This is a genomic window from Affinundibacterium fentianense (assembly GCF_018139545.1).
Classification (GTDB): domain Bacteria; phylum Pseudomonadota; class Gammaproteobacteria; order Burkholderiales; family Burkholderiaceae_D; genus Undibacterium; species Undibacterium fentianense.
On record NZ_JAGSPJ010000001.1, the window covers coordinates 817,017 to 832,118 of the forward strand.

The following is a 15,102-nucleotide window of genomic DNA, read 5'->3' on the forward strand; positions in this document are numbered from 1 at the left end:
CGACAGTCTCGCGAAATTCATACATGAACTAAGTCATTAAAATCGCTTCACCCAGAACAATCAAAAAAAGATCGGAAACATCTGAATCGATCGTCAACAGAGACAAAGGAGAGTGATCATGCATTTTCTGATTTATCTAGCCAGAAAAATTGATCAATTAAACGAGAAAATTGGCAGCCTGGTCAATTGGGCATTGCTGCTTGCTGTTTTAATTTGTGCCGGCAATGCAATTGTCCGTTATACGCTAAATAATAGTTCAAATGGTTGGCTGGAAATACAATGGTATCTTTTCGCAGCAGTATTTTTGTTGGGTGCACCATACACCCTACGTCGTAACGAACATGTCCGAATCGATGTGATCACAGGTCGGTTTTCAAAACGTACACAGGTATGGATTGATCTGTTTGGTTTTATTTTCTTCTTGCTGCCGATGGCTGGACTTATTCTCTTTTTGGGAGCCCCGTATGCTCTCCACTCATTTACGCGCAATGAGATGTCCAGCAATGCAGGCGGACTTATTGAATGGCCTGCCAAACTCTTAATCCCGCTAGGATTTGCCTTATTGGTATTGCAGGGCTGCTCAGAAATTATCAAACGAATTGGTTTCCTACGCGGTCTCGTGGATGCGAGTGAATTTGAAAAACAAACCAAAACACCAGAAGATGAAGTCGAAGACATGAAGCGCCAAATCGCTTCTACATCGGAGGACCGCGAATAATGGAAGCGTTTTTGATCGCGAACTTAGCACCGATTATGTTCGCTGCCTTAGTTTTATTCTTGTTGTCGGGTTTTCCTGTTGCATTTGCACTCGCAGCCAACGGGCTATTCTTTGGCCTGATTGGTGTCGAACTGGGACTTTTGCGTCCGGAATTGATGCAAGCTTTGCCAAATCGAATTTACGGCATTATGTCGAATGACACGCTACTTGCGATTCCATTCTTCACCTTCATGGGTTTGATCTTAGAGCGTTCAGGCATGGCGGAGGACTTGTTAGACACGATAGGTCAATTGTTCGGTCCCTTGCGTGGTGGCGTCGCCTATGCAGTAATTTTTGTTGGTGCGCTACTCGCGGCAACGACAGGTGTAGTGGCAGCCTCTGTTATCTCAATGGGATTGATCTCCTTACCGATCATGCTGAAATACGGCTACGACAAAAAAGTGGCATCAGGTGTGATTGCCGCATCTGGCACCCTTGCACAAATCATTCCCCCGTCGCTCGTTTTAATTGTCATGGCCGACCAACTTGGCCGATCTGTTGGCGATATGTATCAAGCTGCATTCCTGCCTGGTCTCTTGTTGACCGTTATGTATGCAGGCTATATTTTGATGCTGTCGATCTTGCGCCCCAAATGGGTTCCTGCACTACCACCCGAAGCGCGCAATTTGCGGCAATCAAATGGCGATAGTGGCGTCATATCATTACTCCTATTAATTGGAGTAAGCATTGCCGTTGCTTACGGATTTGCCCACCATTTCAAAAATGGACACCCAGAAATGGCCTCCGATGAATTGGGAATCTATGGTGCTTCTGTTGGAATTGCTTTTGCCTTCGTATTTGCATTGATCAATCGGCGCCTGAAAATTGGCTTGCTGTCACGCATGGCAGAACAAGTCACTTTCGTTTTGATTCCTCCACTGGCACTTATTTTTTTAGTCTTAGGCACTATTTTCCTTGGTGTCGCAACACCAACTGAAGGTGGTGGAATGGGTGCAGTCGGCGCAATATTGCTTGCTTTGATGAATGGTCGACTTGATCGCAAACTCACCAAGCAAGCACTCGATTCGACAACCCGCTTGTCAAGTTTTGTCATGTTCATTCTGATTGGCTCAACAGTCTTCTCACTCGTGTTCCGCGGCATCAACGGTGACTTGTGGGTTGAGCATTTGCTGACAGGATTACCCGGGGGGCAAATCGGTTTCCTTATCGTTGTCAATATTTTGTTCTTTGTATTGGCGTTCTTTCTCGATTTTTTTGAACTTGCTTTTATTCTTGTACCTCTAGTTGGCCCCGTTGCAGAAAAACTAGGAATTAATTTGATTTGGTTTGGCGTTTTACTTGGCGTCAATATGCAAACCTCGTTTATGCACCCTCCCTTTGGATTCGCACTATTCTATTTACGCTCGGTTGCTCCCAAAAGCGTCAAAACCAGCGATATCTATTGGGGCGCGATCCCTTTTGTGGTGGCGCAAATCATCATGGTCAGCCTAATCATCGCCTTTCCCAAACTGGTTTCGGTTGATAGCAAAGAAGCGCAAAAACAGGAATTACAATTGGAGCTCAGTGCCCCCCATGACCTCGATAACGAACCGCTTTTGTTGGATCCGCCAGCAGAACCCCATCTCGAAGAACAGATGGAAACACAATCGACACCTATTCATTCTTTAGAATAGAGTAAGGTTCAATAAATCAAGACAATAAAAAAGCATGATGACTTCAATCATCATGCTTTTTTTATGACACCATTTACCACCGAGGACTATTTCAATTTATGCATACTGTTAAAGCGTGAAAAAGTGTCTTCCGCAAAACTAAACCAAGTCGTTTGATTTTGTCTAAAAGCGACCCAATCAGTGTAAATCTTCTTAAACTTTGGATTTCCCGCAGCTTCTTCAGCAAAGACTTCTTGCGCCGCATTGAAACACGCTTCCATGACTGTTTGTGGAAATGGCTTCAAAACGATTTTACTTTGATTCAAACGCGCTAAAGCAGATGGATTACGCGCGTCGTACTTCGCTTGCATATTCAAGTGTGCTTCAAGGCTCGCCGTCTCGATGGCCGCTTGGTATAACTTCGGAAGTTTTTCCCATTCCTTTTTACCGACGTAAAACGACAATTGTGCTCCGCCTTCCCACCAGCCCGGGTAATGATAGACTTTGGCAACCTTATTAAATCCTAATTTTTCATCGTCATAAGGTCCTACCCATTCAGCTGCATCAATTGCGCCTTTTTCCAACGAAGTATAAATTTCGCCGCCAGCAACTTGCACTGGAACCACGCCCAATTTGGCTAGTACTTTCCCTGCAAATCCCCCAACGCGGAACTTCAAGCCCTTTAAGTCTTCAACACTCTTAATTTCTTTCCGAAACCAGCCGCCCATCTGAGTGCCCGTATTGCCTCCTAAAAAATTCACAATGTTATGGTCTGCGAAAAATTCACGCATTAATTTCATGCCATTGCCGTGCAACATCCAAGCGGTTTGTTGGCGTGAGTTCAGACCAAAAGGAACGGCGCAATCAAACGCAAACGCCGCGTCTTTTCCATAATAATAGTACGACGCAGTATGGCCCATTTCGACGGTACCATCTTTCACGGCATCCAACACTGCATTAAACGGAACTAACTCGGGTGCAGCGTAAGGGCGGATATTCAACTTGCCTTCAGTCAGCTCTTTAACCCGGTTACAGAAGGTTTCGGCAGCACCATAGATTGTGTCCAAATTTTTGGGAAAACTCGACGCCAAACGCCAATTTAAACTAGGCAATGCGTCCGCGGCCTCGCTTACACTCGGTGCTGCAGCACTTGCGATCGTTGCTCCGACTGCGGCTTTTTTCAAAAACGAACGACGTTCCATGTGATCTCCATTTATCTATTTTGTCTAATCATATCCAAGCTGTATCCAACTTCGCCCCAAGCTCCAAGCAAGCTATTGCCAACCACAGCGTTTGCCCCTTTGCACCACAAACACAACGTCCCTTCTAACGAATTCCTTTTAAGAATCGTCGGGTAGCGCATAGACCTTACATATCGTCCCTACGCATTTTATGAATAAATTACCAGTTTCACAATAGCACAATGTACTAGGTCAACTCGTCAATTAAGTCCCAGCAATCGTCATTGATTCAATCAAAATCGAACCGGTGGTTTTGGTTCCACGGGTCAAAGTGTCATTTCCGATCGTAATGATCTGTTGGAACATATCGCGCATATTGCCAGCGATCGTGATCTCTTCAACGGGATATTGAATCACACCGTTTTCAACCCAAAAACCCGATGCACCGCGCGAATAATCGCCAGTCACGTAATTCACACCCTGTCCCATGAGCTCGGTGACTAGTAAACCTGTTCCCATTTTTCTTAACATCTGTACGAAACCATCGCCGCGTTTCGTCAAGTTTGAAGTCAAAGTAAGATTATGTGAACCGCCAGCATTCCCAGTCGTTTGCATTCCTAGTTTTCGGGCCGAATAAGTCGACAAAAAATAGCCATTCACCACCCCGTTACTCACAATTTGGCGTTTCGAGGTCTTTACTCCTTCGTCATCAAATGGTGATGACCCCACTGCGCCAAGAACGTGCGGATCTTCGACAATTTGCAAATGTTCAGGAAACACTCGTTTTCCCAAACTATCTAATAGAAAACTCGATTTACGGTAAAGCGCTCCTCCCGAGACGGCTTGAACAAATGCCCCCAATAGTCCCGCTGCTAACGGCGCCTCAAACAAAACTGGGCATTTTCGAGTATCAATTGCACGTGCATTCAGGCGTGCCAAAGCGCGTTCCGCGGCGTAGCGTCCAATGGCCTCGGCTTCTGCAATTTTCTTCGGGTTACGGTGTGAACTATACCAATCATCACGTTGCATTTTTGCCCCCTTGCCTGCAATCGGAGCGACGGAAATGGTGTGGCGTGAGAACGGATAACCGCCGATAAATCCTCGCGAATTTGCCGCAACAAAATGAGATTGTTGCGCATGAACACTGGCCCCATCACAATTGCTGATACGTTTATCCACTGCGTAGGCAGCTGCCTCAGTACGGCAAGCCAAAGCAATGGCTTCTTCCGCGCTAATGCGCCAAGGATGAAATAATTGCAAATCGACGGGATGCATTTCCAACATTTCGGTATCAGGCAAACCGGCACATTCATCTTCTGCTGTAAAGCGTGCGATATTGTAGGCAGCCTCTACCGTATCTTCCAAAGACTTGATAGAAAAATCACTTGTGCTGGCATTTCCTCGCTTTTTGCCGACATAAACTGTTATTCCTATGCCTTTGTCGCGATTTTGCTCTATCGTCTCAACTTTGCCTTTCCGCACACTGATCGACAAACCACCACCTTCACTGACCTCGACCGCAGCATCCGTCGCACCTTTTCCCCGTGCGATTCGTAACATATCTTGCGTAATTTGTTTAAATTGATCCTGTGTATGGGTAAAAACTGGTTTGCTCATAGCTTCTGTTTCTTTAGCTGAAAGGATAAAAAGAGTATCATAGCAGTCGTTTCAATAAGTTTATAGAAGATTTACCAATGCCAAATCCCAATCGAGGCTCTTGCGGCTACCAGTCCAATGAGTTTGAACAAGAATACGACCGTCCCTCAAAATCGGAACTGAAGCGTCAAATGACCGCGCTGCAGAAGCTCGGACAAGAATTAGTGGACGCGCCACGCGACCGCGTCAAACGCGTTCCCATGCCGGAAGACGTCCGAGACGCCATTCTAGAATGTCAAACTATCACTAACCACGAAGGTCGACGTCGGCAAATGCAATTTGTCGGTAAGAAAATGCGGACTCTAGATGAAGAAGAAGTGGCGTTGATCCAAAAAACGATCGATAGTTGGAAAGGCGCGTCGAAAGCTGAAACCGCTGCCATGCATTCATTAGAACGCAAACGTGAGAAATTACTCACCGATGGCACCGCATTAACAGATCTATTAGCAGAGAATCCCGAACTTGATGTACAGCATCTCCGCACTTTGATCCGAAACGCGAAGAAAGAGCAAGCCGAGAATAAGCCACCGAAAGCCTATCGAGAAATTTTCCAAATTCTGAAAGAAATTCAAGCAAAACAGAAAAAGGCAAATGCCTCGGCGGAGAGTGAAGATCAAGATCAGAACGAAGCAGATGACGACTACTGATCTCGACCGCCCGCTGCGCATCGGCCTCGTTTCGATTTCTGATCGTGCATCGAGTGGTGTTTATCAAGATCAAGGCATCCCAGCTTTGGAAACTTGGTTTAATGCTGCTCTGGCTACACCTTGGGTGCTGGAAACCCGTTTAATCCCTGATGAACGCTCCGCAATCGAACATGCACTGATCGACTTGGTTGATCTTTCGCACTGTGATTTAGTTATTACGACAGGTGGTACTGGACCGGCTCGACGCGATGTAACCCCAGAAGCGACACTCGCTGTCGCAACGAAAGAGATGCCTGGTTTTGGTGAACAAATGCGCCAAATTAGTTTGCAATTTGTTCCGACCGCCATACTTTCTCGTCAGGTTGCAGTCATCCGCGAAACCACTGAACATGCAGCGCTAATTTTAAATCTACCTGGGCAACCGAAATCGATCAAAGAGACCCTAGAAGGTTTAAAGGATGTGGAAGGCAAACAAATTGTCGCCGGAATTTTTGCGGCGATTCCCTACTGCATCGACCTCATTGGAGGTCCGTACATCGAAACCCACGAATCGGTTTGCCAAGTTTTCCGACCCAAATCTGCTCTGCGAAAATAGCCCCCACCCGAACAACACAGGTCGACAGAATAATTCAACCATAACAAACTATGACAACAATCTTAGAAACCGTGGAGATTGAAAGCGGTACCAATCCCACAGCGGCAATTATCTGGATGCACGGCTTAGGAGCCGATGCCAATGACTTTGTACCCATCGTCAAAGAATTAGATTTACACCATTGTCCGGCGATTCGTTTTGTATTTCCAAACGCGCCGCAGATCCCAGTCACCCTCAATGGCGGCTATATTATGCGCGCTTGGTATGATATCGCAGCAGCGGGAACCGACATCAATAAAAGAGAAGATGAATCAGGTCTCCGCCACTCACAACAACAAATTGAAGCGCTGATTGCACGCGAAAATGCTCGCGGAATTCCCTCAGACAAAATAATTCTTGCGGGATTTTCGCAGGGATGCGCAATGAGCATTCAGACTGGCTTGCGCTATTCACAAAAGCTCGCCGGCATCATGGGCTTGTCAGGCTATGTTCCTCTAGCAGACAAAGTGAGCACCGAACGCCATGTCGCCAATCAAAACACATCCATCTTCTTGGTACATGGCACCGTCGATCCCGTCATTCCGATTCAACGTGCACAACAGTCAAGAGATCTATTGACCAGTTTAGGATATCAGGTGGAGTGGCACGACTATTGGATGCAACATTCAGTCTCACCACAAGAAATAATCGACATCGGGAATTGGCTGCGAAAAGTCCTTACTTAATTTGCCTTAATCGGCCACAATAAATATCTTCTATCAGCAATAAAAATGGCGCACGAATGTTAGTGCGCCATTTTTATTTTGACCGTTCACAAAATTCAAACTTTGAATTTCGGAATTTCCCAATAAGTGATTGCCCGCCACAACCATTCCACGGGACCAAAACGGAATTTTGCTAGCCACCAATGACTCAATGCAATTTGAAACAGAACAACCACAAACACAACCGCCACTTGATCAGCCCGCTGCATCCCATAGTATCCGAGTCCATAGCTGTAAAAAAGCAAGGAGCAGATGATCGACTGTGATAAATAATTCGTCAAAGCCATACGCCCATAGGGTGCTAGCACGCGAACTTTGGATAAATATCCACGACTATTAAACATTAAAATCAGTAGGCTCACGTAGGCCATACAAGCAGGCAAATTGCCCAAGTAAAGTAACGCCATTGAAATCAGATATGGATCTTGGGCTTGACCTTCCAAAGGCGCAGTACTCAGTAAACTTCCAGCAATCCCCATTCCCAATCCAATCGGCATTCCAAGCAAAACGATTTTTTTGAACATATCGCGATGCGCATGCGTATTCGCCATCACACCTGAACGTACAAACCAAAAACCGATCAAAAACATACAGTTAATCAGCACACTAAATATCGCGACGTCAGCCCACTTCCCTGCGAACTCATTCGCCCGAAAGAGCAACGCGTCCTTGTAACTACCTTTTGTTAAAATCTCCACTTCTCTTAGATTCGTATCTTTTTTCTTTTTTAGCCGTTCCGCTTCCTTTTGTTCCTGAGTTTGCTTGACGTCGCCTTGCTTTGTCGCGTCCGATTGCGTGAGAGTTTGAGAGTTCGAAGAACTACGCGTGTTATTCAACGCGGTTCCCTTCAATTCGCTTGCTGCAGGCGGATGCGATGCAGTGAGCGGATCAACTTTTTGATTGACCGATTGAGCCGGATCACTGACGGCAAAATATTGAGCAATGCCCCCCATTAACATCGATAGAAATAAACTCAAATAGATCAAACTACCGAGTTTCCACGGTCTATTCTCGATGGGCTGATGCAAACGCTGAAACACATAAGCACCCCCGACGCAAATCAGACTAAAGAGTAAAGCTGCTCGATATTTCATCAAGAATGGAACGACAAAGGCGAGCAATCCTAGGATGAACAAAAGCACTGCCAATATCACAAATGCGACACTCATAATTGCGATCGGTCGATGGAAAATGATCAGCGTTCTTTCACTTCGCAACAACCAAGCAATGCATCCATAGATCGCAAATGCAATTGCAAAAGTCCCAACAGAATGCATTGCTGGGATCGCAGAAAGGAATCCGACAACAATTGCCGCACCAAAAATCCAGCGCGGCTTCCCAAACAAAATCAACAAAAGGCCACACGCTGCAACTGCATAGCTATACAAAATATCGCCTGGCCAAATGAATATGTGATGCAAGATTCCAAATGCCGCCAAGGCGAATAGTCTTCGTAAATAAGTAGGAATAAACTCTTGGGTCTTTTGTTCGCTTCGACCTAACATCAATGCGAATCCCATCCCAAACAAGAGAGAAAATATCGTCCAAAATTTACCCGCGACAAAATAAGCGATCAGATAGCTCGCCATCCAGTTCCCACCACTCAGCCCCACTGGCATACCATCCCCTAACTCGCCAACAGGTCTGTTGAAGAATTCGATATTCATAAGGAAAATGCCTATCAACGCAAAGCCACGAATCACATCAAGGACAGCGATTCGTTCACCAGCTTGAACTGGTCTCAACGATCTCGATTCGTCTTCATTCGCGTGCGTTTCTGTTATCGCCGACATCATATAATCTCCCCCTAAATAAACCAAAAGCGCCTCAATCTAAATTGAAGCGCTTTCTCTATTATGCCCGAACAAGCCTAGCTTATACGGATTGAATTCAGCCTAACCAATTTGGGGTTTCAATTCCGGGGTTGCGATTTTCATCGCAGGGAATTGCCAATAAGTGATCGCACGCCATACCCACTCCATCGGTCCGTAACGGAAACGACCAAGCCACCAATGACTGAACAAGACTTGCATACAAATCACGCAAATAGCAAATCCCAACTGCTGTGCTCTGCCCATACCAAAATTACCTAAGCCCCACCCATAAAAGAAACTCGCCTGTACCAAAGATTGCGTCAAATAATTGGTCAAGGCCATACGACCAAACGGCGCCAATACCCGTATTTTCGAGAAGATTGAATTGCTATTCACCATTAGTACAATAATACTGACATAGGCCAAACACGCAGGCAAGTTACCCAAATTTAGCAACATCTGTGTTAATTGCCAACCATCACCAGAAACGCCAGGTGTGTGTGAAACCAAAATGCTGCTGGCGAACAGACTCAAGCCCCATCCTATAGGTAATCCGAACAGGGCGATCTGACGGAACAAGCCAAGATTGGCAACTGCATTGGTGATTATTTTTGCTCGGACAAACCAAACGCCCATGAGAAACAAAGCAATTGCAGAAAATGCCTGACCTGAGGCATTAAATGGACCATCAATGAACTCTTCCCAACGATGTTTAACAACATCCACATAGCTACCTTTGGTCAAGACCTGCACATCCTTTGCAATTTTCTCTTGATTTTCAGTGATACGATTAATGGTATCGGCATCGCGTTCAAGTTTCTTTTGCTCCTCTGTCTTTGCTTCCTTTTTATCGTCTTTCTTGTCATCTTTTTTCGGAACAACTTTACCGCTTTCCTTTGCTACTTTTTCGGCGAGTTCTTCCGCTTTTTTGATTTTCATTTTCTCCGCCGCGAGCTTGACAGCCTCTGGCGAATTGAACACGTTGCTAAGCGGCTTTTGATAGGCAATCATGCCAAACACGACGCCAATTGCAAACGGCAAACTGTAAATTAACGCGCCTGCACGCCAAAACCTTGCCTCGGCAGGTTGATGAAATTTAACCGACAACAAGGCAATCACAAAAAATGCCGCAGAACCACCAGTCAATGGATTGCGCGCTTCCTTCATGGCAGGAACAAGCCAACTTGCTATTGCGGCAATCAGCATTAAGACAGTCACGGCCGCCACAATGACAGAGAACAAAGGGAATTTCTTTCCAAACACAGTCACTTGTTTTTCATTCCGGATAAATAGTGCAATCAGCCCCATAAAGCCAATACCACTCACAACTGCCCAAATAGAATTCATACCCGGAATGAACGACAGCAACGCCAGTCCACCCATACTGGCTAATATCCACTTCCACTGTCCGAACAGAATAATGAGTAGGCCCGCCGCGGTAAAGGCATAGCTATATAAAATATCCCCAGGCCATAGCAACACGGTATGCAAAATGCCGAAAACCGCAAGCGCTAAAATTCTGCGAATATAGGGACGAATAAAAGCTCTCCCTGTCTCCTCAGACCGAGTCAACATAACGGCAAACCCCATACCAAACAAAAGTGAAAATATGGTCCAAAATTTACCCGCCACAAAAAAATTCACGAAATAAGTTGCCAACCAATCGAGGCCTTTCGCATGTGCTGGAATACCTGATCCAAAATCGAGAAACGATCGGTTGAACCATTCGACATTCATAAAGAAAATCCCGATCAATGCGAATCCGCGAATGACGTCCAAAGCCTGAATTCGTTCACTATCGGCAACCGGACGAAGCGCCGGAATACTGCTTGAAGCGGAATTGGATCCTGCTTCATTGGTCAAATTATGTTCCATATTGTTCATTTTCGTTGTTAGGTTGAACAATGACGCATTCTCTCAAACTTCGAGAACCCAAATCCGCGTCAGCGTATTGATCGCATACTAAACAGGCACCGTGATTAAAACAAACGAGATGCGACGAAATGCAAAAAATGCAGCACGAAGTTCAAATAAATCGCCTTATACTAGGATCACTTTGAATCGACTACACGAGTTATTAAGCGTCTAGGCTGTGCAACATAGCAATGACACCCTCAAATAATTCGCTTTCTTGAGTATCCATTTATGCACCGTCTAATTTCTTTAAGAATCATTCAGCCACTCCAGCTTAGTCTAGCCTTTCTTTGTTTGCAAACCGAAAGTTTTGCCCAAAGTCCACAAACAGCCGAGTTACCTGCAATCAAGCAGGAGTGGCGAATCGACCAGATTCAAAGTCCAGTGCAAATTCTCGTGGATACTTGGGGTGTTCCGCACATCTATGCGGAAAATGAAGCCGATTTGTTTTTTGCTCAAGGCTTCAATGCAGCACGTGATCGCTTATTTCAACTCGATCTTTGGCGTCGCCGAGGGCTAGGACAACTAGCGGAAGCCTTTGGATCAAGCTATCTTGAACAAGATCGTGCTGCGCGCCTGTTCCTATACCGAGGCGATATGCAAAAAGAGTGGAATTCTTATGGTAAGCAAGCAGCGACCTTAACCCAACATTTCGTCGCAGGTATTAATGCTTACATTGACTATGTCAATGCAAATCCTGAACGCCTTCCTAACGAATTTAAGATACTCAAATATCGCCCAGCAAAATGGCTCGCCACAGACGTAGTTCGTATTCGCAGCCACGGATTAACTAGAAACCTCAACTCGGAGGTTGCGCGTGCCAGGATGGCGTGTTCAGGCGACCTTGAATTAGACGAGGTAAGACAACGCCTTGCACCAGCCTGGAAAACAAAGATTCCTGCAGGTCTTTCCCCTTGTCTGCCCAATGAAGTCCTACGTCAATTTACTTTAGCAACACAAAATGTCAGCTTTGATGGATTGAATAGTCGTTTGAACGCTGCAATAGAGAGTAGCGTTTCAACCACTGACAACCTTCTCTCTCAAGCTTGGTTAGAAAAAAACACCGAGATTGATTCTTTGGAAGGTAGTAACAATTGGGTTTTAGCGCCCTCAAAGACAAGTACAGGTCGCGCAATAATGGCAAATGACCCGCATCGAGCATATTCTGCGCCTTCACTACGCTACATCGCGCATTTAAATGCTCCCGGCATCAATGTCATTGGCGCCGGCGAACCTGCATTGCCAGGCATCTCAATCGGACACAACGGAAGCATTGCATTTGGGCTCACAATCATGAGCATCGATCAAGAAGATCTTTACGTCTACGAGATGAATCCCCGCAATCCTATGCAGTACAAATATCGAGGAAAATGGGAGAATCTTCAAACTCAAAAAGAACTTTTTTTGGTCAAAAATCAAGCCGAGCAAAGTAGTGAACTCCTCTTCACACGTCACGGCCCATTGATCTATCAAGATAAACTCAACAATCGAGCCTATGCTGTTCGGACCGCTTGGCTGGAACCCGGTATGGCCCCCTATTTCGGCAGTGTCGACTACATGCGTGCAAAGAATTTTAGTCAATTCAAGAAAGCTATGTTGCACTGGGGCGCTCCCACTGAAAATCAGGTCTACGCAGACACCAAAGGCAATATCGGGTGGGTTCCCGGCGGTCTGACTCCCATACGCCCAAACTGGGATGGTTTGTTACCGGTGCCAGGTGACGGTCGGTTCGAGTGGGCTGGATTTTTATCAGGTGACAAACTGCCCTATAGTTACAATCCTAAATCCGCTTGGTTTGCCTCCGCGAATGAATTGAATCTGCCAGCAAGTTATCCTTATCAGCTTCGTAAATTAGGTTTCGAGTGGCCGCACGATGCCCGCTATCAAAGAATTGCATCTGTGCTTTCACAATCAAAGAAATTCTCCATTGAAGATTCCTTGCAATTGCAGAATGACATCGTTTCCTTACCGGCTACCCGATTAGTCAAACTGCTCATGTCGTTGCACAGCACAGATGAGACGGCGAACAAAGCCTTAGCCCTTTTCAAGACTTGGAATTATGTCGAATCGACTGATTCAGCGGCGGCTGGATTATTTCAAGTATGGTTGACACAAACACTGGCGCCTGCATACAAAGACTTGATGCTTGGAACCCGCGCCCATCTTGTCAATAGTATGCCAGACATGACCCGTATGCTGGACAATCTTGATCGCTCTAGTGCTTTCCCACGGCAATTTGGCAATACACTACAGCAAGCACAAAAAACCCGCGACCAACTTTTACTCAACAGTTTGTCACTGGCCTATCAACGCATGGAACATCTGCTAGGTAAAAATAGTCAGGAGTGGCGTTGGGGCAATATTCAAAAAACCGAATTTACCCATCCTTTGAGCAAGCTGTTGGACGCAACACAACGAGCACAATTCGACATTGGTCCTCTACCACGAGGAGGCAGTGCAAATACAGTCAATCAATCCACCTATCGCTTGAGTGACTTTGTGCAAATTAATGGGCCTACTTTTAGGGTCGTCGTTGACGTAGGAAATTGGGACAATTCAAGAGCAATCAATGCACCGGGACAATCTGGCGATCAAGATAGTCCTCATTACCGCGATTTAACGGAAAAATGGTCCAAAGGTCAGTACTTTCCTTTGCTCTACTCGAGAAGCGCAATCGAGAACAACACAAAGCAAAGCTTTTTATTGACCCCCAAGAAATAGGCAAATCGCGAGGTCGCGGTCCGCACAAATAATGCGATTAGTACAAATAGCGCGAGATGACCTTTTTCAATTCGCCAACCAAAATAAAGCCATCTTCACCCCTATCAAGCGCGACCACGTCCTTTCAATCATGCAATTCTCTCGCTTTCACTGTTAGTGGAAATTGAGAACGACTGGTCGCACTTATTTGCGCAGTGCCAAGGGCTTGTGTCCTTGTTTTCATATAAGAATATGCACTTATATTCTTTTGAGTTTATTCGCGTCTGGCTTATCCTGCTCTTCACTCAAGGTTTGCTCAATTGTACGCACCGAATTCGGGCGACTTCTTGCAAGCCATCGATTTTCAAAATACTTTTCCTTAACGAGGAACTTATGGCAATTTTCCAAAACAATGCGGACTCTATCGGTCGAACCCCACTGATTCAACTCAATCGTGTTATCGACGGCGCGAAAGCGACGGTACTCGCCAAGATAGAAGGACGCAATCCCGCCTATTCCGTCAAATGCAGAATTGGCGCTGCCATGGTTGCTGACGCTGAGGCGCGCGGCCTCTTAGGTCCTGGCAAAGAATTGATTGAACCGACAAGCGGCAATACAGGTATTGCATTGGCATTTGTCGCCGCAGCTAAAGGAATTCCATTAACGCTAACCATGCCTGAAACCATGAGTATTGAGCGACGGAAACTCTTGGTAGCATTTGGTGCAAAATTAATTTTGACTGAGGGCGCGAAAGGGATGAATGGCGCTATTGCCAAAGCGGAGGAAATCCGTGCAAGCGATCCAGAACGCTTTGTTCTACTCCAACAATTTAAGAACCCGGCGAACCCTGCCATCCACGAGAAAACGACAGGCCCGGAAATTTGGAACGATACGGATGGGACGGTTGATATTTTCGTCGCCGGTGTTGGAACTGGAGGCACAATTACAGGTGTTTCACGTTACATCAAACAGACACAAGGTAAAGCCATCCAAACCGTTGCAGTTGAACCAGCGACAAGCCCAGTACTAACGCAAAAACGTAACGGTGTGGAAATCAAACCAGCACCGCATAAGATACAAGGCATTGGTGCTGGCTTTGTTCCCGATGTTTTAGATCTTGCATTAGTCGATTCGATTGAACAAGTGACCAATGAAGAGGCTGTCGAGTTTGCGCAGCGACTCGCAAAAGAAGAAGGTATTTTGGCGGGGATCTCCTGCGGTGCAGCGACAGCAGTCGCTGTACGGCTAGCAAAGTTACCGGAAAATGAAGGAAAAACCATCGTCGTCGTCCTACCCGATTCCGGCGAACGCTATTTGAGCTCAATTCTGTTTGATGGCTACTTCGACGCAAGTGGGATTGCAGTATAAAACTGTGCAGAAGCAAGGCCAATTGTCTCCTAACTGCTGGATGAATTTTTTCAGCAGTTAGGCACATCAACTTGCGATTGTTGGATGAGCCAA

Annotated in this window: 11 protein-coding genes; 7 read left to right on the forward strand and 4 right to left on the reverse strand. The window is 45.9% G+C overall.

Annotated features, from left to right (window positions below; translation table 11 throughout):
• The first annotated feature begins 118 nt into the window (after nt 1-118).
• Nucleotides 119-718 carry a TRAP transporter small permease subunit gene (locus KDM90_RS03615; protein WP_212674183.1) on the forward strand — a complete coding sequence of 200 codons (600 nt, stop codon included), beginning with the start codon at nt 119-121 and terminating at the stop codon, nt 716-718.
• Nucleotides 718-2,391, forward strand: a complete 1,674-nt coding sequence (locus tag KDM90_RS03620; protein WP_212674184.1) for a TRAP transporter large permease — start codon at nt 718-720, stop codon at nt 2,389-2,391. Before KDM90_RS03615 ends, KDM90_RS03620 begins: the two co-directional genes overlap by 1 nt.
• Before the next feature lie 86 nt (nt 2,392-2,477).
• Here the strand turns inward: KDM90_RS03620 and KDM90_RS03625 are convergent, their stop codons facing one another.
• Both KDM90_RS03625 and pmbA read right to left on the reverse strand, forming a co-directional pair.
• Nucleotides 2,478-3,572, reverse strand: a complete 1,095-nt coding sequence (locus tag KDM90_RS03625; RefSeq protein WP_212674185.1) for a TRAP transporter substrate-binding protein — start codon at nt 3,570-3,572, stop codon at nt 2,478-2,480.
• 243 nt (nt 3,573-3,815) lie between these two features.
• Entirely contained in the window at nt 3,816-5,168 is a 1,353-nt protein-coding gene (gene pmbA, locus KDM90_RS03630; RefSeq protein ID WP_212674186.1) for a metalloprotease PmbA, read from the reverse strand.
• Between the two features lie 77 nt (nt 5,169-5,245).
• On the opposite strand from pmbA, the gene yjgA reads away from it, so the two are divergent.
• From yjgA to KDM90_RS03645, 3 genes are read left to right on the forward strand one after another with little or no spacing between them, the layout of a single operon-like run.
• Nucleotides 5,246-5,854, forward strand: coding sequence for a ribosome biogenesis factor YjgA (gene yjgA / locus KDM90_RS03635; RefSeq protein ID WP_212674187.1), 609 nt, complete (start codon nt 5,246-5,248; stop codon nt 5,852-5,854).
• Entirely contained in the window at nt 5,841-6,449 is a 609-nt protein-coding gene (mog, locus tag KDM90_RS03640; RefSeq protein ID WP_212674188.1) for a molybdopterin adenylyltransferase, read from the forward strand. The genes yjgA and mog overlap by 14 nt, the downstream gene beginning before the upstream one ends.
• A 50-nt stretch (nt 6,450-6,499) precedes the next feature.
• Nucleotides 6,500-7,174 carry an alpha/beta hydrolase gene (locus KDM90_RS03645; protein ID WP_212674189.1) on the forward strand — a complete coding sequence of 225 codons (675 nt, stop codon included), beginning with the start codon at nt 6,500-6,502 and terminating at the stop codon, nt 7,172-7,174.
• 95 nt (nt 7,175-7,269) lie between these two features.
• On the opposite strand, the gene KDM90_RS03650 is transcribed toward KDM90_RS03645, so the two are convergent.
• A complete protein-coding gene (locus KDM90_RS03650; protein WP_212674190.1) occupies nt 7,270-9,009 on the reverse strand; it encodes a DUF418 domain-containing protein in 1,740 nt (579 codons plus the stop codon).
• A 99-nt stretch (nt 9,010-9,108) separates the two neighbouring features.
• Nucleotides 9,109-10,902 carry a DUF418 domain-containing protein gene (locus tag KDM90_RS03655; RefSeq protein WP_212674191.1) on the reverse strand — a complete coding sequence of 598 codons (1,794 nt, stop codon included), beginning with the start codon at nt 10,900-10,902 and terminating at the stop codon, nt 9,109-9,111.
• Nucleotides 10,903-11,172: 270 nt separating this feature from the next.
• Here KDM90_RS03655 and KDM90_RS03660 point away from each other — a divergent pair, with 270 nt between their 5' ends.
• Both KDM90_RS03660 and cysK read left to right on the forward strand, forming a co-directional pair.
• On the forward strand, nt 11,173-13,662 hold the full coding sequence (locus KDM90_RS03660; protein ID WP_212674192.1) for a penicillin acylase family protein: 2,490 nt from the start codon (nt 11,173-11,175) through the stop codon (nt 13,660-13,662).
• Between the two features lie 372 nt (nt 13,663-14,034).
• Nucleotides 14,035-15,009: a cysteine synthase A gene (cysK, locus tag KDM90_RS03665; protein ID WP_212674193.1), complete on the forward strand. Its 975-nt coding sequence runs from the start codon at nt 14,035-14,037 to the stop codon at nt 15,007-15,009.
• Nucleotides 15,010-15,102 lie beyond the last annotated feature (93 nt).